This window comes from Amycolatopsis pittospori, assembly GCF_013870525.1.
In the GTDB taxonomy this organism is placed as follows: Bacteria; Actinomycetota; Actinomycetes; order Mycobacteriales; family Pseudonocardiaceae; genus Amycolatopsis; species Amycolatopsis pittospori.
The window spans coordinates 1-21547 of record NZ_JACBXD010000039.1; the positions used below are offsets into that span (position 1 = coordinate 1).

The 21547-nt window shown below is 67.8% G+C and carries 14 protein-coding genes and 1 pseudogene; 14 read left to right on the plus strand and 1 reads right to left on the minus strand.

All coding sequences use genetic code 11. The features are described from left to right. The 14 genes and pseudogenes from H5J31_RS21785 to H5J31_RS21850 form a co-directional block, all read left to right on the plus strand. Positions 1-351 (plus strand): annotated as a pseudogene (locus tag H5J31_RS21785) (SCO3242 family prenyltransferase); the annotation flags it as partial. Continuing rightward, positions 348-1772, plus strand: a complete 1425-nt coding sequence (locus H5J31_RS21790) for an EboA domain-containing protein (RefSeq protein ID WP_181774473.1) — start codon at positions 348-350, stop codon at positions 1770-1772. The pseudogene H5J31_RS21785 and the gene H5J31_RS21790, both read left to right, overlap by 4 nt. A gap of 4 nt (positions 1773-1776) precedes the next feature. Next, positions 1777-2640 carry a TatD family hydrolase gene (locus H5J31_RS21795; protein WP_181774474.1) on the plus strand — a complete coding sequence of 288 codons (864 nt, stop codon included), beginning with the start codon at positions 1777-1779 and terminating at the stop codon, positions 2638-2640. Next, positions 2637-3716: a metabolite traffic protein EboE gene (gene eboE / locus H5J31_RS21800; RefSeq protein ID WP_181774475.1), complete on the plus strand. Its 1080-nt coding sequence runs from the start codon at positions 2637-2639 to the stop codon at positions 3714-3716. The genes H5J31_RS21795 and eboE overlap by 4 nt, the downstream gene beginning before the upstream one ends. Further along, a complete protein-coding gene (locus H5J31_RS21805) occupies positions 3713-5086 on the plus strand; it encodes an alkaline phosphatase family protein (RefSeq protein ID WP_181774476.1) in 1374 nt (457 codons plus the stop codon). Before eboE ends, H5J31_RS21805 begins: the two co-directional genes overlap by 4 nt. 319 nt (positions 5087-5405) lie before the next feature. Then, a complete protein-coding gene (locus H5J31_RS21810; RefSeq protein ID WP_181774531.1) occupies positions 5406-8528 on the plus strand; it encodes a ThuA domain-containing protein in 3123 nt (1040 codons plus the stop codon). A 146-nt stretch (positions 8529-8674) separates the two neighbouring features. Further along, positions 8675-9679: a sugar phosphate isomerase/epimerase family protein gene (locus H5J31_RS21815; RefSeq protein WP_181774477.1), complete on the plus strand. Its 1005-nt coding sequence runs from the start codon at positions 8675-8677 to the stop codon at positions 9677-9679. Between the two features lie 10 nt (positions 9680-9689). After that, entirely contained in the window at positions 9690-10592 is a 903-nt protein-coding gene (locus H5J31_RS21820) for a sugar phosphate isomerase/epimerase family protein (protein ID WP_181774478.1), read from the plus strand. 14 nt (positions 10593-10606) lie between these two features. Then, entirely contained in the window at positions 10607-11626 is a 1020-nt protein-coding gene (locus tag H5J31_RS21825; RefSeq protein ID WP_181774479.1) for a multicopper oxidase domain-containing protein, read from the plus strand. Positions 11627-11645: 19 nt separating this feature from the next. Then, positions 11646-15611, plus strand: a complete 3966-nt coding sequence (locus H5J31_RS21830; RefSeq protein ID WP_181774480.1) for a ThuA domain-containing protein — start codon at positions 11646-11648, stop codon at positions 15609-15611. A 68-nt stretch (positions 15612-15679) separates the two neighbouring features. Then, positions 15680-17563: an OmpL47-type beta-barrel domain-containing protein gene (locus H5J31_RS21835; protein WP_181774481.1), complete on the plus strand. Its 1884-nt coding sequence runs from the start codon at positions 15680-15682 to the stop codon at positions 17561-17563. Positions 17564-17884: 321 nt separating this feature from the next. Continuing rightward, on the plus strand, positions 17885-18772 hold the full coding sequence (locus H5J31_RS21840) for a sigma-70 family RNA polymerase sigma factor (RefSeq protein WP_181774482.1): 888 nt from the start codon (positions 17885-17887) through the stop codon (positions 18770-18772). Positions 18773-18801: 29 nt separating this feature from the next. Further along, complete coding sequence (locus tag H5J31_RS21845) at positions 18802-19278, plus strand: carboxymuconolactone decarboxylase family protein (protein WP_181774483.1); 477 nt, start codon at positions 18802-18804, stop codon at positions 19276-19278. Next, positions 19278-19643: a DoxX family protein gene (locus H5J31_RS21850; protein WP_181774484.1), complete on the plus strand. Its 366-nt coding sequence runs from the start codon at positions 19278-19280 to the stop codon at positions 19641-19643. Before H5J31_RS21845 ends, H5J31_RS21850 begins: the two co-directional genes overlap by 1 nt. Positions 19644-19712: 69 nt before the next feature. Here H5J31_RS21850 and H5J31_RS21855 read toward each other — a convergent pair whose 3' ends face one another. After that, positions 19713-21458, minus strand: a complete 1746-nt coding sequence (locus H5J31_RS21855; RefSeq protein WP_181774532.1) for a BCCT family transporter — start codon at positions 21456-21458, stop codon at positions 19713-19715. Positions 21459-21547 lie beyond the last annotated feature (89 nt).

A 21547-nucleotide genomic window follows, 5' to 3' on the forward strand; every position in this document is an offset into this window, starting at 1 on the left:
CTCTCGACCGGGGAAGTGCACGGCGCGAACCCGGGTACGGCGCGTGCCGCCCTCGCCACCAGCTGTGCGGCGACAACGTTGGCACTGACCGGTCCGGCCCGCGGTGGCTGGCACCGGATCGCCTCGATGGCCGCCGGTTCCGGATACGCGGGGATGGTCGGCCGGGCGCAGGCGGACGCCGTCCGCGACCCGTCGGCGAAGTCCGTCCGCACCGCCACCAAGACCGGCATCCACGGCATGGTGCCGCTGCAGGCGGCGGTCACGGCCAAGGGTTCGGTGCTCGGGGCCGCGCTGGTCGCCGCCGCGCTGCCGATCGCCCGCAAACTGTCGCGGAAGGTGAGCCCCACATGACGTTTTCCCTGGGATACGGCACCAACGGGTTCTCCAACCACCGCCTCGACGACGCGCTCGCGGTGATCGCCGACCTCGGTTACACCGGGGTGGCGCTGACCCTGGACCACGACCACCTCGACCCGTTCGCCGACGATCTGGCGCACCAGGTCGACCACGTGGCCTCGCGGCTTTCGGCGCTCGGCCTGAACCGCGTCGTGATCGAAACGGGTGCGCGCTACCTGCTCGACCCGTGGCGCAAGCACTCGCCGACACTGCTGTCCGACGATCCCGCGCCCCGGATCGACTTCCTGGCGCGGGCGCTGCGGATCGCGGGCGATCTCGGCGCGGATTGCGTGTCGTTCTGGTCCGGTGTGTCGACTCTTGACAGCACTGTGGACGACGACGTCGCGTGGACCCGGTTGCGCGAGGGCGTCGCGGCGGTCCTGGAACACGCGTCGCGGCTGAACGTCCGACTGGCCATGGAACCCGAACCCGGGCACCTCGTGCAGCATTTGAGCCAGGTCCTCGACCTGCGCAAGGAACTCGGCGAACCGGAACTGTTCGGTGTCACGCTCGACGTCGGGCACTGCGTCGCCGTCGAACCGGCCAACGCGGCCGACTGTGTCCGTCTCGCCGGGCCGCTGCTGTGGAACGTGCAACTGGACGACATGCTGCCGAGGGTCCACGAGCATCTGGAGTTCGGCGACGGGCATCTGGATCTGCCGGGGACGCTCGCCGCGCTGGCGGAGATCGGCTACACGGGACTGGCCGCGGTCGAACTGCCCCGGCACAGCCACGCCGCACCGGACACCGCCCGCCGTGCGTTCGAGGCGCTGACGGCCGCGATGCCGCAGACGTGGCTGAACAAGGCGGAGGGCCGGATCCGGGAGAAGCCGTCGATCGTCGGCGCGCTCTTCCCGGCCGTCGGCCGCGAGGTCGGCCGGGCGGCACTGCGGCCCGAGACCGATCCGCAGGGTCTGGTCCACGGCACTCTCGACGACCGGGCCCGGGTCCGGCTCGTCACCGTGCTGGCGGACGTCCTCGACTCCTCGGCGCTGGCCACGGAGCTGCGGGACCTCTACCGCTACGGGGACGACGCCGAGCGGCGCGGGGTACTGCGCGCGCTCAACTCGTTGGCGTCCCCGGACGGCGAAGTCGTCGACACCGGTGTCCGACTGGTCCAGGACGCGTTGCGGGCCAACGACATCCGCCTGGTCGCCGCCGCGATGGGGGCCTTCGCCCGGTTCCTGGACGACCACACCTGGCGCCACGGCGTCCTGAAATGCGTTTTCGTCGGCGTGCCGCTGGCCGCCGTCGCGGATCTCACTTCCCGCGCGGACGACGAGCTTCGGAGAATGCTCGCCGACTTCGCCGACGAACGCAGGGCGGCCGGACGTGACGTTCCCGCCGACGCCCTCGAACTCCTCAAGGAGAACTAGCACAGTGCGCATCTTCGATCCCCACATCCACATGTCCTCCCGGACCACCGACGACTACGAAGCCATGTACGCGTCCGGCGTCCGAGCTCTCGTCGAACCCGCCTTCTGGCTGGGTCAGCCGCGCACCAGTGTCGGCTCGTACACTGACTACTTCGACGCGCTCATCGGCTGGGAACGGTTCCGCGCCGCGCAGTTCGGCATCCGGCACCACTGCACGATCGCGCTGAACCCCAAGGAGGCCAACGACCCCCGCTGCCGCGAGGTGCTCGACGTGCTCCCGAGGTACCTGGCCAAGGACGGCGTCGTCGCGGTCGGTGAGGTCGGCTACGACTCCATGACCAAGGAAGAGGACGAGGTGTTCGCGCAGCAGCTCGCGCTCGCCCTCGAACACGACCTCCCGGTGCTGGTGCACACTCCGCACCGCGACAAGCTGGAAGGCACCAAGCGCACGCTGGACGTCGTCCGGGAGGCCGGGGTCGCGCCGGAGCGCGTGGTCGTCGACCACCTCAACGAGGTCACCGTCAAACTGGTCAAGGACTCCGGCGCGTGGATGGGTTTCTCCATCTACCCGGACACCAAGATGGACGAACACCGGATGGTCGAGATCCTGCGCCAGTACGGACTCGACAACATGATCGTCAACTCGGCCGCGGACTGGGGCCGCTCGGATCCCCTGAAGACCGCCAAAACCGGGCAGGCGATGCTCGACGGCGGCTTCACCGAGGCCGACGTCGACAAGGTGCTGTGGCAGAACCCCGTCGACTTCTACGGCCAAAGCGGACGGCTCACGCTCGACCCGCTGCCCGGTTTCACCGGCGAGGCCGCGACCTTCGAGGGCAACTCGGTGCTGCGAGGTGCCCGCAAATGATCTCCTACTGCACGAACGTCCACCCCGCCGAGGATGTCGCCGGCATCGTCGCGCAGCTGGAGCGGTACGCGCTCCCGGTGCGTGAGCGGCTGGGCGCCGACAAGCTCGGCGTCGGACTGTGGCTTTCCGCTCCGGTCGCGCGCGGACTCGCCGACGACGCCCAAGCACGCAAGGACTTCCGTGCCGAACTCGACGCGCGTGGGCTCAGCGTCTACACGCTGAACGCGTTCCCGTACGGCGGTTTCCACGACGAGGTCGTCAAGCACGCGGTCTACCGTCCTCTGTGGACGGAAAGCGAACGGGTCGCCTACACGATCGACTGCGTGACCGTGCTCGCGGACCTGCTCGCCGAAGACGCCACCTACGGCAGTATTTCAACTCTGCCGTTGGCTTGGCGTGAACCGTGGAACGACCAAGACGACCACGCCGCCGCGGCGGCCTTCGAACAGGTCGTCCGCGCGATCCGGGCGACCGGGGACCGGCCGATCCGGTTGGCCGTCGAGCCGGAGCCCGGCTGTGTGCTCGACACCGTGGCCGACGCGCTGGCGTGGCTGTCCGGCCGTGTCGACCCGGAGTACGTCGGGCTGTGCCTGGACACCTGTCACCTCGCGGTGTCGTTCGCCGACCCGGCGGAGACCCTGGCCGCGATCGCGGCGTCCGATGTGGACATCGTCAAGGTGCAGGCGTCGGCAGCTCTCCACGTCGAGAAGCCGGCCGAGGCGCGAGAGGCTCTGGCCGCTTTCGCCGAACCGCGCTATCTGCATCAGGTCCGCGAGTTTTCGGGTGGTGTCGTGCACAAGGCCGACGATCTGCCCGAGGCATGGACGGACTTGCCGGGGGAGGGGCCGTGGCGTGTGCATTTCCACATGCCGCTGCACCAGGCCCCGGCCGCGCCGCTGGCCACCACGACCGACGTCCTGCGCACGGTCGCCGCCGGGTTGCCCGGTGAACCGCATGTCGAGGTCGAGACCTACACCTGGAGCGTGCTCCCGGACGCGGGCGACCTCGTCGGCGGGATCGCCGCGGAACTCGAGTGGGCACAGCAGAACCTCGTCAAGGAAGGGGTTTCCGCGTGAAGCCGCTGGTCGTCATCGACGTCGTCGGGCTGACCCCGAAGGCGCTGCGGGACATGCCGAAACTGTCCGCCGTCGCCCGCGACGGCTGGCAGGCCGAACTGGGCACGGTACTGCCCGCCGTCACCTGCAGCGCGCAGTCGACGTTCCTCACCGGGCTCATGCCCGCGCAGCACGGGATCGTCGGCAACGGCTGGTACTTCCGCGAGCTCGGTGAGATCTTCCTGTGGCGCCAGCACAACCGGCTCGTCGGCGGCGAGAAGCTGTGGGAGACCGCGCGGGCGGCGCACCCCGGCTACACGTCGGCGAACGTGTGCTGGTGGTACGCGATGGGGATGAGCACCGACGTCACGGTGACCCCGCGGCCGATCTACCACGCCGACGGCCGCAAGTCCCCGGACGCCTACGTGCGCCCGCCGGAACTGCACGATCAGCTGACCGGGCAGCTGGGGGAGTTCCCGCTCTTCCAGTACTGGGGACCGACGGCGTCGATCAAGTCGAGCAAATGGGTGATCGGCGCGTCCCGGCAGATCCTGCGCGAGAAGCGCCCGGACCTGCTGCTGACCTACGTCCCGCATCTGGACTACGACCTGCAGCGTTTCGGTCCCGACGCGCCGCAGGCCCGGAGTGCGGCGCGGGAATTGGACAACGCGCTCGCGCCACTGCTCGACGACGCCCGCAACGCCGGGGCGACCGTGGTCGCGCTCAGCGAGTACGGGATCACGAACGTCAGCAGGCCGGTCGACATCAACCGGGCACTGCGTCGCGAGGGCCTGCTGGAGGTCTACACCCAGGCGGGCATGGAGTATCTCGACCCGTGGGCGTCGCGCGCGTTCGCCGTCGCCGACCACCAGGTCGCGCATGTCTACGTCCGCGACTCGTCCGATGTGGAGCGTGTCCGGTCGATCGTCGGCGAACTGACCGGTGTCGACGAGGTCCTCGACCGGGAAGCGCAGGCGAAGTACGGGATCGACCACGAACGCGCCGGCGAACTGGTCGCCGTCGCCGAACCGGATTCCTGGTTCACCTACTACTACTGGCTCGACGACGCGCGCAAGCCCGACTTCGCACGCGGCGTCGAGATCCATCGCAAGCCGGGCTACGACCCCGCCGAGCTGTTCTTCGACCCGGAGGACAAGTTCGCCAAGGCGCGGGCCGGGCTCAACCTGGCGAAGAAGTTCGCCGGGCTGCGGTACGCGATGGACGTCGTCCCGACCGACCCGCGTTGGGTACGCGGCTCGCACGGACGGCTTCCGGATTCCACTGAGGACGGTCCGGTGCTGCTCTGCTCCGACCCGGCCTTCCAGCCGTCCGGCCGCATCGGTGCCACCGACGTGCATCCGTTGCTCCTTTCCCTGCAAGGCCTGAAGTAGGAGGAAACATGCCGGTGCCGACGTTGCGAAAGCCACTTTCGCAACCCCCAACGTTGCGAAAGTGGCTTTCGCAACACCTCAAGTCAGCTCGGGCGTAACGACTACTTCGGTCCAGCGGGTCGTGAGTGGCGATTCGGGTTCTAACCCGAATCGCCACTCACGACCACCCCGACCCACCACCCACCCGCACCCTCCCTCCCTGCCACCACTTCACGAAAGGAAGCTCCACCCGCATTCCGTTCCTTGATCGCCGCCGCTCATCGAAAGGATCGCCACTGCTATGTCCTTGAAACGACGACTAGGCGTGCTCGTCACGTCGATGGTCACGGCTTTGACAGGCGTCGCGCTACCGGTGCAAAGCGCATCGGCGCACGAAGCGGCGACGGTGCTCGTGTTCTCCAAGACCGCGGGTTTCCGTCACGACTCGATCCCCGCCGGGATCCAGGCGATCAAGGAACTGGGTGCGCAGAAACACTTCGGGGTGGAAGCCACCGAGGACGCGGCGGCCTTCACCGACGCGAACCTCAAGCGGTTCAACGCCGTCATCTGGCTTTCCACCACCGGTGACGTGCTCAACGCGGAGCAGCAGGCCGCGTTCGAACGGTATGTGAAGGGAGGCGGCGGGTACGTCGGTGTGCACGCCGCCTCCGACACCGAATACGACTGGCCCTGGTACGGCCAGCTGGTCGGGGCGTACTTCAAGTCCCATCCGCAGATCCAGAAGGCGAACGTCAAGGTCGAGGACCACGACCACGTTTCCACCGCGGGACTTCCGGAAACCTGGCCGCGCACCGACGAGTGGTACAACTACCGCGAAAACCCGCGCAGCAACGTCCACGTGCTGGCGAGCCTCGACGAGAAGAGCTACCAGCCCGGTGACGGCGCGATGGGCGACCACCCGATCGCCTGGTGCCACGAGAACTCCGGCGGCCGCTCCTGGTACACCGGCGGCGGGCACACCAAGGAGTCCTACGCCGAACCGGCCTTCCGCGACCACCTCGCCGGTGGCATCGAGTACGCCACCAAACTGAGCGAGGCGGGCTGCGCCAAGGAGACCCAGGAAGACCCGGTCGACGCGGACTTCGACCAGATCACCCTGGCCAAGGGCGAAGAGAAGACCGGTGAGCCGATCGCGCTTTCCGTACTGCCCAACCGCGACGTCCTGCACACCTCGCGCGACGGGCGCGTCTGGTACACCAGCTCCAGCGCGACGACCAAACTGGCCGCGACGATCCCGGTCTACAACCACGACGAAGACGGCCTGCAGGGCGTCGCGATCGACCCGGACTTCGCGAAGAACCGCTGGGTTTACCTCTACTACGCGCCCAAGCTGAACACCCCGGCCGGTGACGCGCCGGAGAACGGCACTCCGGCCGACTTCGCGCCGTTCAAGGGTTACAACCAGCTCTCGCGGTTCAAGCTCAACGCCGAGAACAACCTGGACCTCGCGAGCGAGCAGGAGATCCTCCAGGTCCCGGCCGAACGCGGTATCTGCTGCCACGCCGGCGGCGAAATCGACTTCGACGCGAAGGGCAACCTGTATCTGTCCACAGGGGACGATTCCAACCCGTTCTCTTCCGACGGTTACACCCCGATCGACGAGCGCGCCGACCGCAACCCGGTCTATGACGCGCAGCGCAGCTCCGGCAACACCAACGACCTGCGCGGCAAGGTGCTGCGGATCAAGGTCGACGCCAAGGGCAAGTACACCGTGCCCCAGGGCAACCTCTTCCCCAAGGGCAAGGCCAAGACCAAGCCCGAGATCTACGCCATGGGCTTCCGGAACCCGTTCCGGTTCGCCGTCGACCGCAAGACCGGCTGGATCCACCTCGCCGACTACGGGCCCGACGCCGGCGCGGCCGACCCGAAGCGCGGTCCCGGTGGCACGGTCGAGTTCAACCTGATCAAGAAGCCGGGCAACTTCGGCTGGCCGTACTGCGTCGGTGACAACCAGCCGTTCATCGACTACGACTTCGCCACCAAGCAGTCCGGTGCGGCCTTCGACTGCGCCAAGCCGAAGAACACCAGTCCGCACAACACCGGGCTGACCGACCTTCCCCCGGTCGAGAAGGCGTGGATTCCTTACGACGGCGGTTCGGTGCCCGAGTTCGGGACCGGTCCGGAGTCCCCGATGGGCGGCCCGGTCTACCGGTTCGACGCGAAGAACCCGTCGCAGACGAAGTTCCCGGAGTACTTCAACGGCAAGACCTTCGCCTACGAATGGGAACGCGGCTGGATCAAGGAGATCACCGTCGGCCCGAACGGTGAGCGCGGCGCCATCAAACCGTTCTTCGACTCGATGGACCTGGTCCGCCCGATGAACGTCGAGTTCGGCCCGGACGGCGCGATGTACGTCCTCGACTACGGCACCGGCTATTTCGGTGGCTCCAAGGAATCCGCCGTCTACCGCATCGACTACACCAAGGGACGCCGGACGCCGGTGGCCCAGGTGGCTGCGGACAAGACGTCGGGCCAGGCGCCACTGACCGTCAAGTTCGACCCGGCCGGGACGAACGACCCCGACGGTGGTGCGCTCACCTACGCCTGGGACTTCGACGGGAACGGAACGACCGATTCCACCGAAGCGGGCCCGGTGACGCACACCTACAGCGCGAACGGCCAGTACACGGCGAAGCTTTCGGTCACCGACCCCACCGGGCTGACCGGGGCGGCGAGCACGGTGGTCACCGTCGGCAACACCGCGCCGGTGGTCACGTTGAAGACCCCGGTCAACGGCAGCGTGTTCAGCTTCGGTGACACGGTCCCGTTCAAGGTCGAGGTGACCGACGCCGAGGACAACCCGATCGACTGCTCGAAGGTGACCGTCGAATACATCCTCGGTCACGAGGGTCACGGGCATCCGCTCAGCCGCGCGACCGGCTGCGAGGGCACCATCGCCACCCCGGCGGACGAGGGCCACGGCGCCGACGCCAACGTGTTCGGTGTCATCAACGCCAGCTACACCGACAACGGCGGCAACGGCGTCCCGGCGCTGACCGGCGAAGCGGAATCCTTGCTGCAGCCCAAGTTGAAGCAGGCGGAGTTCTACACCCAGTCCAGCGGCATCGAGGTCGTCGGGCACGACGGCGCCAGTGGCGGCAAACGCGTCGGTCACATCGAAGCCGGTGACTGGATCAAATTCGACCCGGTGAACCTCGTGGGTGTCAGCGGCATCGGCTACCGGGTCTCCTCCGGTGGCGCCGGCGGCACGATCGAGGTCCGCTCGGGCGCGGTGGACGGCCCGCTGGTCCAGACGGTCACCGTCGCCAACACCGGCGGCTGGGACACGTATGCCGACATCCCGGCCGCCGCGATCACCGACCCCGGTGGGACCGGCCCGCTGTTCCTCGTGTTCAAGGGCGGTTCCGGCGGTCTGTTCGACGTAGACGCGATCACCTTCGAGCGCCCTGGGGGCGGAGCCGAGGTGAACCCGAAGAAGTGACCACATGCGTGAACCCGCCCAGCCGAAGGCTCCGCGATCGCGGTGGCAGGGCGCCCCGTTCACCCGTAGTGACGTGATTTCTCAAGCTGCGCCCTGCCGACGTCTATCGCGGCCGCGGGTTCACACAAGCCAAAGAAGGAGTCTTGATGAGCCGTCCGATCACCTTGTTCACCGGCCAGTGGGCGGATCTCCCGTTCACCGAGGTGTGCAGGCTGGCCAGCGAATGGGGCTACGACGGCCTCGAGATCGCGTGTTCCGGCGATCACTTCGAGGTGGACCGGGCACTGTCCGAAGAGGACTATGTGCCGGGACGGCTGAAGTTGCTCGCCGACCACGGCCTCAAGGTGTGGGCCATCTCCAACCACCTCGTCGGCCAGGCCATCTGTGACGACCCGATCGACGAACGCCACCAGGCCATCATCCCCTCCCGGGTGTGGGGGGACGGTGAGCCCGAGGGTGTCCGGCAGCGGGCCGCGAAGGAGATGGCCGACACCGCCCGCGCGGCGGCGAAACTCGGCGTGGACACGGTGATCGGTTTCACCGGCTCGAAGACCTGGAAGTACGTCGCGATGTTCCCGCCGGTCTCGCAGGCGGTCATCGACGACGGCTACTCCGACTTCGCGGACCGGTGGAACCCGATCCTCGACGTCTTCGACGAGGTGGGCGTGCGGTTCGCCCACGAGGTCCACCCGTCGGAGATCGCTTACGACTACTGGACCACGAAGCGTGCGCTCGAAGCCGTCGGCGACCGTCCGGCGTTCGGGCTGAATTGGGATCCTTCGCATTTCATCTGGCAGGACCTCGACCCGGTCGGCTTCATCCTCGATTTCGCCGACCGGATCTACCACGTGGACTGCAAGGACACCAGGAAGCGGTTCGACGGACGGAACGGAAGGCTCGGCTCGCATCTCCCCTGGGGAGATCCCCGACGCGGCTGGGACTTCGTTTCGACCGGGCACGGCGACGTGCCCTGGGAGGACTGTTTCCGGGCACTGAATTCGATCGGCTACGCCGGTCCGATCTCGGTGGAGTGGGAAGACGCCGGCATGGACCGGCTCCGGGGCGCGGCGGAAGCCGTGACCTATCTGCGGGGGCTCCTGTTCGACAAGCCGTCGGCGGCCTTCGACGCGGCTTTCAGCAACCAGAAGTGAGGGCGGTTTCATGTGCGGTGAAGAAGCTGAGCGGTTCCACTCTCGACGGTCGCTCCTCCGAGGTGCCGCGACGGCGGCGGCCGCGGTCGGTGCGGCGGTAGCCCTGCCGGGTCTCGCGAACGCGGCCCCGTCGGCCGAGAGCACGGCGGAGACCCAGGGACACGGCCATGGTCACGGGCACGGCCGGGTCCCGGTGGACAAGATCAGCATCCAGCTCTACTCCCTGCGCACCGCGCTGGAGGCCGATCTGCCGGGCACCCTGTCCGCGCTGGCCGACATCGGCTACCGGAAGGTCGAATTGGCCGGGACCTACGGCCGGACGGCGCAGGAGTTCCGCGGTCTGCTCGACAAGAACCGCATCCGGGCGACGTCGACGCACGTCGGCATCGACGGGGACATCGACAAGACGATCGCCGACGCGAAGGTCCTCGGGAACACCCGGGCCAACGTGCCGTTCGCGGCCTTCGACACCATCGACGGCTGGACGCAGTTCGCCGGACGGCTCGACGCGGCGGCGCGGAAGTTCCGCAAGGCCGGGATCCCGCTCGGCTACCACAACCACGCGCACGAGTTCGCGCCCATCGGCGGCGTGCGCCCGTACGACGTGCTCACCAGGAACACGAATCCGCGTTACGTGCACCTGGAGATCGACCTGTTCTGGGCGGTGGAGGGCGGCGTCGACCCGATTTCCCTTTATCGGCAGCACTTTCCGCGCGTCGTCCAGTACCACGTCAAGGACCGGACGGCGGACGGGAAGATGGTCGACCCCGGCAAGGGCGTCATCGACTTCCCCCGCATCTTCCGGAACACCCGCGCGAATCTGCACGAGTACATCGTCGAGCACGACAACCCCACGGATCCCCTGAGCACCGCCCAGACCGGATTCACCTATCTCCGTAACGTCCGCTTCTGACTGGGGACTCCACAATGGACAAGAACAAACGCGGGCTGTCCCGCAGATCGATGCTCGCGGGCACCGCGGCCGGGGTCATCGCCCCGGTCGTGGTGTCGGCCAGCGCCGGTTCGTCACCCGCGGCCGCGGCCGGGATGACCCGCAACATCACGGTGTACGCCGACTACGTTCCCGGTTCGACCCGGGTCGGTTACGGGCTGGAACCCGGTAAACCGACGATCCCCGGGCCGCTCCTGGAGTGCTACGAGGGCGACACGCTGGTGATCGAGCTGGTCAACAACACCGACGAGCGGTTGTCGATCCACCCGCACGGGGTCAACTACGACACCAAGTCGGACGGCTCTCCGTTCAACGACTCCTTCAACAAGCCGTACGAGACCAAGACCTACACCTGGAAGACGCGGACGGCTTACCAGGCGGCCAACGGTTTCTGGATGCCCGGCAGCGCGGGGTACTGGCACTACCACGACCACGCGTTCGACGGCGACCACGGCACCATCGGCCTGATGAAGGGCCTCTACGGCGGCCTGATCGTGCGCAAACGCGGGGATCTGCTGCCCAGCAAGCAGTTCACCGTGGTGTTCACCGAGATGTGGATCAACCACCAGGTCGCCCCGAACACCCCGATCTTCGAGGCGAACCTGGGTGAACGCGTCGAGTTCATCTGCATCGGGCACGGCAACCTGATGCACACCTTCCACCTGCACGCGCACCGCTGGGCGGACACCCGCACCGGCATGCTCACCAGCGCGACCGACAACGCCCCGATCCTCGACAACAAGACCCTGGACCCCGGTAACTCCTTCGGGTTCCAGGTGATCGCCGGTGACGGCGTCGGGCCGGGCGCGTGGATGTACCACTGCCATGTCCAGCAGCACTCGGACGACGGCATGTCCGGGGTGTTCCTGGTCCGCAACGCCGACGGCGGGATGCCCGCGGGCGCCCAGGAGGCGATCGACCGGTTCAAGGGTCATCAGCACCCCACGACGGCGACCCCGAACGCCACCGGCGCTTCGGCGCATTCCCACCACTAGACTTGAAAGGAGCGAGAACTTGAGACGAATCTTTTCGCAACGACGGCTCCGCAGACGGTCACTGGCCGCGCTGGCCGTCGGCGCCGTCGTCACCTCCGGGCTTCCCCTCGCCATCGCCCCGGTGACCGCCGAAGCCGCGACGAACGTCCCGGTGAACGTCCTGGTCTTCCACGGCACCGCCGCGGACCAGAAGGACCCCGTCCTGCGCGCCACGGACGCGATCGCGAGCCTGGGCCAGGCGAACGGGATCACCGTGTCGTCCTCTTCGGACCCCGCGGTGTTCACCGGCGCGAACCTCGCGAAGTATCGCGGCGTCGTCTTCCTTTCCGCGCAGGGCATCACGCTCAACCGCGACCAGGAAACCTCGCTGCAGAACTACATGAAGGCGGGCGGGGGCTTCCTCGGGCTGTCGGACGCCGCGCGGGCGCAGGACGGCTCGCAGTGGTTCTCCGGGCTGATCGGGGCGCGCCCGGTGGGTGCGCGTCCCACGCCGGAGGCCGTCGCCTCGGTCACCGCGAGTGCGGAGAACGCGCCCAACGAGGGCAAGGACAAGCTGGCCGACAACAACGAGAACACCAAGTGGCTGGCCTTCACGAACACCGCGTGGATCGCCTACAAGCTGGCCGCGCCGGTCGCGGTGAGCAGCTACGCGCTCGTCTCGGCGAACGACTTCGCCGGCCGTGACCCGAAGAGCTGGACCCTGCAGGGTTCGAACGACGGGACCGCGTGGACCGATCTGGACACCCGCACCAACGAGGTGTTCGCCGACCGGTTCCAGAGCCGTACCTTCACCTTCACCAACACCACGGCGTACTCGAACTACCGGCTGAACATCACCGCCAACGCCGGTGAATCGGCCACCCAGCTGGCCGACTTCAAACTGTTCAAGGACCAGTCGACCACCCCGCCGCCGCCCGAGCCCGACCCGGCGCAGGCCACGGTCGACGTCCTCGACAAGGCGAACCCGGCCACCGCGGGCCTGCCGCAGAAGTGGGTCCGCACGGACCGGTGGCTGAACTGGGAGGTCAACCCGGTCGGCACCGTCCACACCGTCGCGCAGGTCGAAGAAGCGGGCTACAAGCCGGGTGTCGGCGCCAACGGCGCGTTCCACCCGATCTCGTGGTGCCGTGACTACGACGGCGGCCGCTCCTTCTACACCGGTATGGGCCGGACCGAGGCGAGCTACGGCGAAGCCCAGTTCCGTACCCACATCCTCGGCGCGCTGAAATGGACCACCGGCATGGTGCGCGGGGACTGCAAGGCGGGCATCGCGGCCAACTACAAGGTCGAACGCCTGACCGCGAAGAACCAGCCGGGCCAGATGGACCAGATCGGCGAACCGCACGGCCTGACCATCGCGCCGAACGGCCGGGTCTTCTACATCGGCCGCGCGGCCTGCGCCGGCAACACGGTGCCCGCGCCGAACGACTGGACCAACCCGGAGATCGGCGCCGGCTGCGGCACGATCCACCAGTGGGACCCGGTCACCAAGAAGCCGAAGCTGCTCACCACGCTCAAGGTGATGGGCAACCGCGGCAGCGGCGACGAACTGGTCAAGAACGAGGAAGGCCTCCTCGGGCTCGAGCTGGACCCGAAGTTCAGCGAGAACGGCTTCATGTACGCCTACTGGATGCCGCACGCGTCGATCGACATCGACAAGCGGATCGGCAAGCGCACGGTCTCCCGGTTCACCTACGACCTGACCAAGCAGACGCTGGACCAGGCGACCCGCAAGGACCTGCTCTCGTGGGACGTCCAGATCCACAGCTGCTGCCACGCCGGTGGCGGCATGGCCTTCGACAAGGACGGGAACCTCTACATCGGTTCCGGTGACAGCAACTCGTCGCAGGGCTCCAACGGATACTCCGGCAACAACTGGACCCAGGACTACAAGGGCGTCTCGTTCCAGGACGCGCGCCGCACCGCCGGTAACACCAACGACCTCAACGGGAAGATCCTGCGGATCCACCCCGAGGCCGACGGCACCTACACCAACCCGGCGGGCAACCTGTTCCCCGAGGCCAACGACCCCGGGAACAAGACCAGGCCCGAGATCTACGTGATGGGCGTGCGGAACATCTCGCGTCTGCAGGTCGACAAGAAGACCAACTGGCTGACCGCCGCCTGGGTCGGTCCGGACGCGTCTTCGCCGAGTCCGGAACTCGGCCCGGCCAAGTACGAGACCGCCACGATCATCACCGAGGCGGGCAACCACGGCTGGCCGTACTGCATGGGCAACAAGCAGCCCTACCGTGACCGCAGCAGCACCGACGCCGCGGTCCTCACCGGCTGGTACGACTGCGACAACCCGGTCAACACCTCGCCGCGCAACACCGGCCTGGTGAACCTGCCGCCGGTCAAGAAGAACATGATCTGGTACTCGCCGGACGGCGGCGGGCCGGTGTTCCCCAACCGTCCCAACAGTTCCGTCCCGACGTACAACGCGGCCGAGGCCACCTACACGCAGCCCTACCTCAAGGGCGGCGGCCAGGCGGTCATGACCGGGCCGACGTACCACCGTGACCTGGTCAACACCACCAGCGGTGTCGCGTGGCCGTCGTACTGGAACGACAAGTGGTTCATCGGCGACCAGAGCAACGGGCAGAACCGGATCGCGGTCACCGTCGACGCGAACGGCGTTCCGAAGCAGGATCCGCCGGTGTTCGCCGAAACGGTGCGGCAGATCATCCCGTCCGGTGGCGGCGACACGAAGCTGCAGAGCTGGATGGACGCCGAGTTCGGTCCGGACGGGGCGCTGTACGCGCTCGACTACGGCAGCGGCTTCTTCACCCTGCAGGACAACCAGAAGCTGGTGAAGATCAGCTACATCGGCGGCGAGGCCACCCCGTCCGCCGCGGCGGCGTCGACCATGGTGCAGAACAAGCCGCTCACCGCGGCCTTCACCGGGTCGAAGTCCGGCGGCGTCTCCTACAAGTGGGAGTTCGGCGACGGCACGATCTCGACGCAGGCCGACCCGCGGCACACCTACCCGCGCACCGGGCTCTACACCGCCAAGCTGACCGTGACCTACGCGGACGGCGAGACGGTGACCACGCGGAACTCGGTGAGCGTGGGGTGCTTCGTGGCGGATTCCAGTGCCACGGTGAGCATCGGTGACACCGATACCGGGGTGACCAACCGGAACGCCGGCGGTGGCTGCACGGTCGACGACATGATCGACGACGAGAGCACGTGGACCTCCCACGCCGGGTTCGTCAACCACGTCACGCAGGCCGTGGACCGGCTCGGTGACCTCGGGGTGCTGAACGCGGCCGAGGCGGACAAGATCAACGCCGCGGCCGCCGCGTCGCCCATCGGCAACAAGGGCGTCACCGGCTACGACGCGATCTACGACGGCACGGCGGAATCGTTCCGTAACTGGTCGCAGGCGCCGTCCGGACAGTTCGCCATCCAGCCGGACGGGTCACTGCGACCGTCCGGTGGGCTGGGGATGCTGTGGTACTCGGCACGGCAGTTCGGCAACTTCTCGGTGAAGCTGCAGTTCAAGGACATCGCCCCCACCGGCAGCGCGAACAGCGGTGTGTTCGTCCGGTTCCCGGACCCGCGCACCCCGCTGGAGCAGCGTCCGCCGGGCAGCTGCGGCACCGTCGGGTCGGCGAAGACGTCGCAGGCCTGGGTCGCGATCTACTGTGGACACGAGGTCCAGCTGTACGACGGGGCCACCGGTGAACCGCAGAAGACCGGGTCGATCTACAACTTCGACCCGCGGCCGCTGGACCAGGCGGGCGTGAAGCCGAAGGGGACCTGGAACGAGTACGAGGTCAAGGTCGTCGGCCAGAAGTACACGATCATCCGCAACGGCGTCGTGATCAACGAGTTCGAGAACGCGCCGGGGATCCAGTCGTCGCGGGCGGGCGATCCGTCGACCGACTTCCGGCAGTTCGTCAGCGGGTTCATCGGTCTGCAGAACCACGGTGACAACGACCTGATGGAGTTCCGCAACATCCGGGTGCGGCAGCTGTAGCGAAGGCCCGGCCGGGCGCGGCCTCCCTCGCGCCCGGCCGGTCTCCCTGTACGGAAGGTTTTCCCGTGATGTCCCCAAGAAACCTCGCTGTGGCCGTGCTGGTCGCGGCGTTCGCCATACTGGGCCTGGCCTTGCCCGGCTCTTCCGCGCCTGCCTCCGCCGCCCCGGTCCAGACCCTGGAATGGACCGCCGGCGACAGCACCGACCACTACCTCAGCGCGCCCACCACCGCGGTGGCCGGTGAGACCAAGATCCTCTTCAAGAACACCGAAGCACTCGGTTCGACGATGTCGCACTCGCTGACGTTCGACACGACGACCGCGGGCTACAACCACGACGTCAACCTCAACATCCTCGCGAACCCGTTCGACGAGCAGAACGGCGAGCACGAAGCGACCGTGACGCTGACGCCCGGGAAGTACCGGTTCTACTGCACGGTGCAGGGGCACAGCAAAATGGTCGGCGAGCTCGTCGTCACCGACGGCGGCGGCGCCGACACCACACCGCCGACCGTGACCGCCAACGTCACCGGCACCAAGGACACCGCCGGGAACTACGTCGGTTCCGCGACGGTGAATCTGGCCGCGACGGACAGCCAGTCCGGTGTGGACAAGGTCGAGTACCAGCTCGACGGCGGAGCGTGGACCGCGTACTCGGCGCCCGTGGTGGTCTCCGCGGTCGGCTCCCACATGGTCCACTACAAGGCCACCGACAAGGCCGGGAACGTTTCCCCGGAGGGGATGTCGTCGTTCAGCGTCGTCACCGGGCAGCCCGGCGACACGACTCCGCCGACGGTGACCTCCGAAGTGACCGGGACCAAGGACGGCGAGGGCAACTACCTCGACACCGCCACCGTGAAGCTCACCGCCACCGATGCCGGCTCCGGCGTCGACAAGGTCGAGTACAAAGTGGACGAAGGCGCGTGGACCGCGTACACGGCTCCGGTCGCGGTGACCGCGCCGGGTATGCACATGGTCCACTACCGCGCTTCGGACAAGGCGGGCAACGTCTCCCCGGAGGGCATGGCGCATTTCACGGTGGTCAGCGGTGACACCACCGCGCCCACCGTGACCTCCGCGGTGACCGGCAACAAGGACGCCGACGGCAACTACATCGGCAAGGCGACGGTGACCCTGACGGCCACCGACGCCGGGTCCGGTGTGGACAAGGTCGAGTACAAACTGGACGGCGGCCCGTGGCTGGCGTACTCGGCGCCGCTCGCGCTGACCGTCGTCGGCGCGCACACGGTGAACTACCGCGCGACCGACAAGGCCGGCAACGCCTCGCCGGAAGGCACGGCCACGTTCACCATCGTCGAAGGCGACGACAGCACCGCGCCGGTCGTCTCCGTGGTGGTGAGCGGTGACCTGGACGGAAGCTGGTCCTACATCCAGGACGCGACCATCAACCTGACCGCGACCGACACCGGCTCCGGCGTCGACAAGATCGAGTACCAGCTGGACGGCGGGGCGTGGGCGGTCTACACCGCGCCGGTCAAGGTGACCGCGCTCGGCACGCACACGCTGACCTACCGGGCGTCCGACAAGGCGGGCAACGTCTCGGCGGAACAGGGCGGCGCGTTCACCATCGTCGCCGCACCGCCGGGTCCGGACGCCTGCCCGGACTCCGACGTCCGGGACACCGTGATCCTCGGCTCGGCGGACAGCCAGGTCGAGAACCGCGACACCGGCAACGGCTGCACGATCAACGACGTGATCGACGACGAGTCCGACTACTCGTCGAACGACCAGTTCGTCGTCTACGTGCGGGCGGTCACCCAGGAACTCCTCGACGGCGAGGTCCTCTCGTCCGATGAGCGGAACCTGATCGTGACGGCGGCCATCGAGTCCGGCATCGGCGGCTCGACCGCGGAACCGGAACCGCAGAAACGGCCGGAGTCGAAGAACCCCGGCATGAAGAAGGTCGTGAAGACGCCCATCCGCGACGTCTGAGCGAGCCGGTAGCGCGTGAAGGCCCTCTTCCCTCGGTTCAGCCGGGGGAAGAGGGCCTTCACACGTCTGCGGTCCGCGACTCGCCGGAGCACTTCGCCGGGTGGTGGGCGAAGACGTGACTCGCGTGTCTGGATGCCGCACTCGCGTGTGCGGTCTCCAAGCACGTGAGATCCGTCTCCGAACACGTGAGATCCGGGCTTGAGCACGCGAGCGCGGGGCCGCCGCACCCCGGGCACCATAGGTTCGAAGGGCGGCCGGTTACCTTTCCGGTGCCGCACTCGTCATGTCCATGACGGATTCGGCGCGAGAAAGGTAACGGACATGACCGGAGCAGGTCCCGGCGATGCCCTGGCGGGCGCTTTCGAGGAGCAGCGCGGCCGCCTGGTGGCGGTCGCCCACCGGATGCTCGGTTCCCGCGCCGACGCCGAAGACGCGGTCCAGGAGGCCTGGCTGCGGCTCGCGCGCCAGGACACGGACACCATCGACAACCTGTCCGGCTGGCTGACCACCGTCGTCGGCCGCGTCTGCATCGACGTCCTGCGGTCCCGCAAGGCCCGGCCCGAGGCGACCTACGACGACGAACCGCCCGAGCTGATGGTCATCGAGGACGCCGACGCGGCCCCCGAGGAAGACGCCCTGCTCGCCGAATCGGTCGGGCTGGCGCTGCTGGTGGTGCTCGACACCCTCGGCCCCTCCGAACGGCTCGCGTTCGTGCTGCACGACCTGTTCGCGGTGCCGTTCGCCGAGGTCGGGGAGATCCTCGGTAAATCCGCGGACGCCGCCAAGATGCTCGCCAGCCGGGCCCGCCGGAAGGTGCAGGGACGGCGTCCGGCCGACGAACCGCAGCAGCGCGCGGTGGTCGAGGCGTTCCTCGCGGCCGCGCGCGAAGGTGACTTCGACGGGCTGATCCAGATGCTCGACCCCGACGTCACCTGGCGTTCGGAGACCGCGCGAGGCGTGGTCGTCCGGCTGGGCGCGGCCGAGGTGGCGACCCGGGTGCAGCAGGGCGCCCGTGCCGTGGTGACCTCGCGTCCCGCACTGGTCAACGGCAAGCCCGGCATCGTGACCTGGAAGAAGAACGGGAAGCTCGCCGGGGTGATGGCGTGCACCATCGCCGACGGCCGCATCGTCGCGATCGACTCCGTGAGTGATCCACGTCGCCTCGCGGCCATGGGTGTTACCTCTCCGGAGGCCCCCTCGTCCAAGTAAGTGAACAACGGACGAGAAGGAGAAATCCCATGCAGGCAAGGCTCGAACTCTTCAAGACCGCTCTCGCGCCGAAGCTGGTCAAGCACCTCGTCTCGGCGGCGAAGGTCATCGAGGCCACGGAACTTCCCGCGGCGACAAGGGAACTGGTGAACATCCGCGCCAGCCAGATCAACGGCTGCTCGGGTTGCCTCGACATGCACACCAAGGACGCGGCCGAGGCGGGGGAGACGTCGGTCCGGCTGAACCTGGTCGCGGCGTGGCGGGAGGCGACGGTCTACACCGAGGCCGAACGCGCCGCACTGGAACTCACCGAGCAGGGCTGCCGCCTCGCCGACGGCACCGGCGTCACCGACGAGGCGTGGGAAGCCGCCGCCAAGCACTACGACGACGAGCAGCTGCTGGCGCTGGTGACGCAGATCGCCCTCATCAACGCCTTCAACCGGCTGAACGTCATCACCCGGCAGCCGGCGGGCGACTACCGGCCCGGCCAGATTCCGGGGCACTGATGGACACCGCACTGTGGATCGTCGCCGGTTTGCTGGCGGTCATCTATCTCGTCTCCGGCGTCGGGAAACTGTTCATCCCGCGGGAAAAGATCGCCGGTGTGGGGTCCGCGGCGGGCTGGGTGCTGGATTTCAGCCCTGGCACGCTGAAGGCCATCGGGGCGATCGAGCTCGTGGGTGCCGTGGGCCTGATCCTGCCCGCGCTGCTCGACCTCGCCCCGGTACTGGTGCCGCTGGCCGCGCTCGGGCTGGCGCTGGTCATGGCCGGCGCCGTGGTCCTGCGGATCCGCCGTCACGAACCCAAGGTCGCGCTGCTGGATCTGGGCTACCTCGCGCTGTGCGCCTTCGTGGCCATCGGCCGTGCGTGACCCCGGAAGTACGTGAAGGCCCCCTTCACTGCGCCTAGCGCAATGAAGGGGGCCTTCACGTACTTCAGATCAGGACTTCTGCTTGGACCGTCCGAGGATGCGACGGCGGCCGTGGCCGTTCGTGCGTTCCTCGTGCAGTTCCTTCAGCGACAGCATCATCGCGTCTTCCTGCTTCATCAGCGGGTCGTTGCGCAGGTCCTTCCAGACCGACGCGCACAAGCCGACCATCACGAACACGAACGGCACCGCGATCAGGATGGTGAGATTCTGCAGACCGGTCAGCGCCTTGTCCCCGCCGACCAGCAGCATCACCGCCGCGACGGCGCCCATCAGCACGCCCCAGAAGATGACCACGTTCTTCCTCGGATGCACGCTTCCGCGCTGGGACAACGTGCCCATCACCACCGACGCCGCGTCCGCACCGGAGACGAAGAAGATGGACACCAGGATCATCACCAGGATCGCGATCGGGATGAACCACGGCAGGGTTTCGAGCAGTTCGAACGTCGCCGACTGCGCACTGCCCGCGCCCGCGATGTCCGTCCCCGCCCGCTGCCTGCTGATCGCCGCGCCACCGAAGATCGCGAACCAGATCAGGCTCACGACGCTCGGGATCGCGATGACACCGAAGATGAACTGGCGGATCGTGCGGCCGCGCGAGATCCGCGCGATGAACATGCCGACGAAGGGCGTCCACGAGATCCACCACGCCCAGTAGAAGACCGTCCAGCCGCCGAGCCAGGTCTGCATCTCGTCGCCACCGGTCATCCCGGTGCGGCCCGACATCTCCGCCAGTTCGCGGAAGTAGTCGCCGATCGCACCCGGCACGATGTTGAGGATCAGCACGGTCGGCCCGACCACCAGGACGAACACCGCGAGGACCGCGGCGAGCACCATGTTGATGTTGGACAGCCACTGGATGCCCTTGGCCACACCGGACACCGCCGAAGCGATGAACGCGATGGTCAGGATCGCGATGATCGCGACCAGCAGGCCCTTGCCCGGGTCGTCGATCCAGCCGACGGCGCCCATACCGCCACCCACCTGCAGGGCGCCGAGGCCCAGTGAAGCGGCGGAACCGAACAGCGTGGCGAAGATCGCCATGATGTCGATCGCCTTGCCCAGCGGGCCTTCCGTGCGCCGCTTGCCGATCAGCGGTGCGAACACCGAACTGATCAGCTGCGAGCGGCCCTTGCGGAAGGTGCTGTAGGCGATCGCGAGACCGACCACGGCGTAGATCGCCCACGGGTGCACGGTCCAGTGGAACAACGTCGTCGCCATCGCGGTGTGGACGGCTTCGTCGGAGTTCGGGGCCGCGGTGCCCGGGGGAGGGCTCGCGAGGTGGGAAACCGGTTCGTAGACACCGAAGAACATCAGGCCGATGCCCATTCCGGCACTGAACATCATCGCGATCCACGACGAGGTCCGGAATTCGGGCAGTTCCTTGTCCCCGCCCAGCGGGATCCGGCCGTAGCGGCTGATGGCGAGACAGACCGCGAAGATCACGAATCCGCTCGCGGTGAGGACGAAAGCCCAGCCACCGTAAGGAATCACGGCGTCGTTGAGGAGGGTCGACGCGACATTCGCGAGGCTCTCCGGCGCGAGGACGCCCCAGACGATGATCGCGAGCGCGAGGGCCGCCGCCACACCGAAGACGGTGCGGTCGGTTTCGGCGGGCCGTTCGGCGGCGAGGTCGAGCGGGACGTGCTCATCAGGCGTGTGCCCCGGACCTGTCGTATCCGGTGCGTGTGCGAGGTCTGTCGCGGCTTCGGCCACGACCTCTTCTTCCGCTTGTTTACCGTCCTGCGCACTCATGTTTTCAGCCACGCGCCGATGACAGCGCGATCTCCTTCCGCCCGAGTTAACCCATTTGCACTACTGCACCCTAGTCACAAACCGGGTGC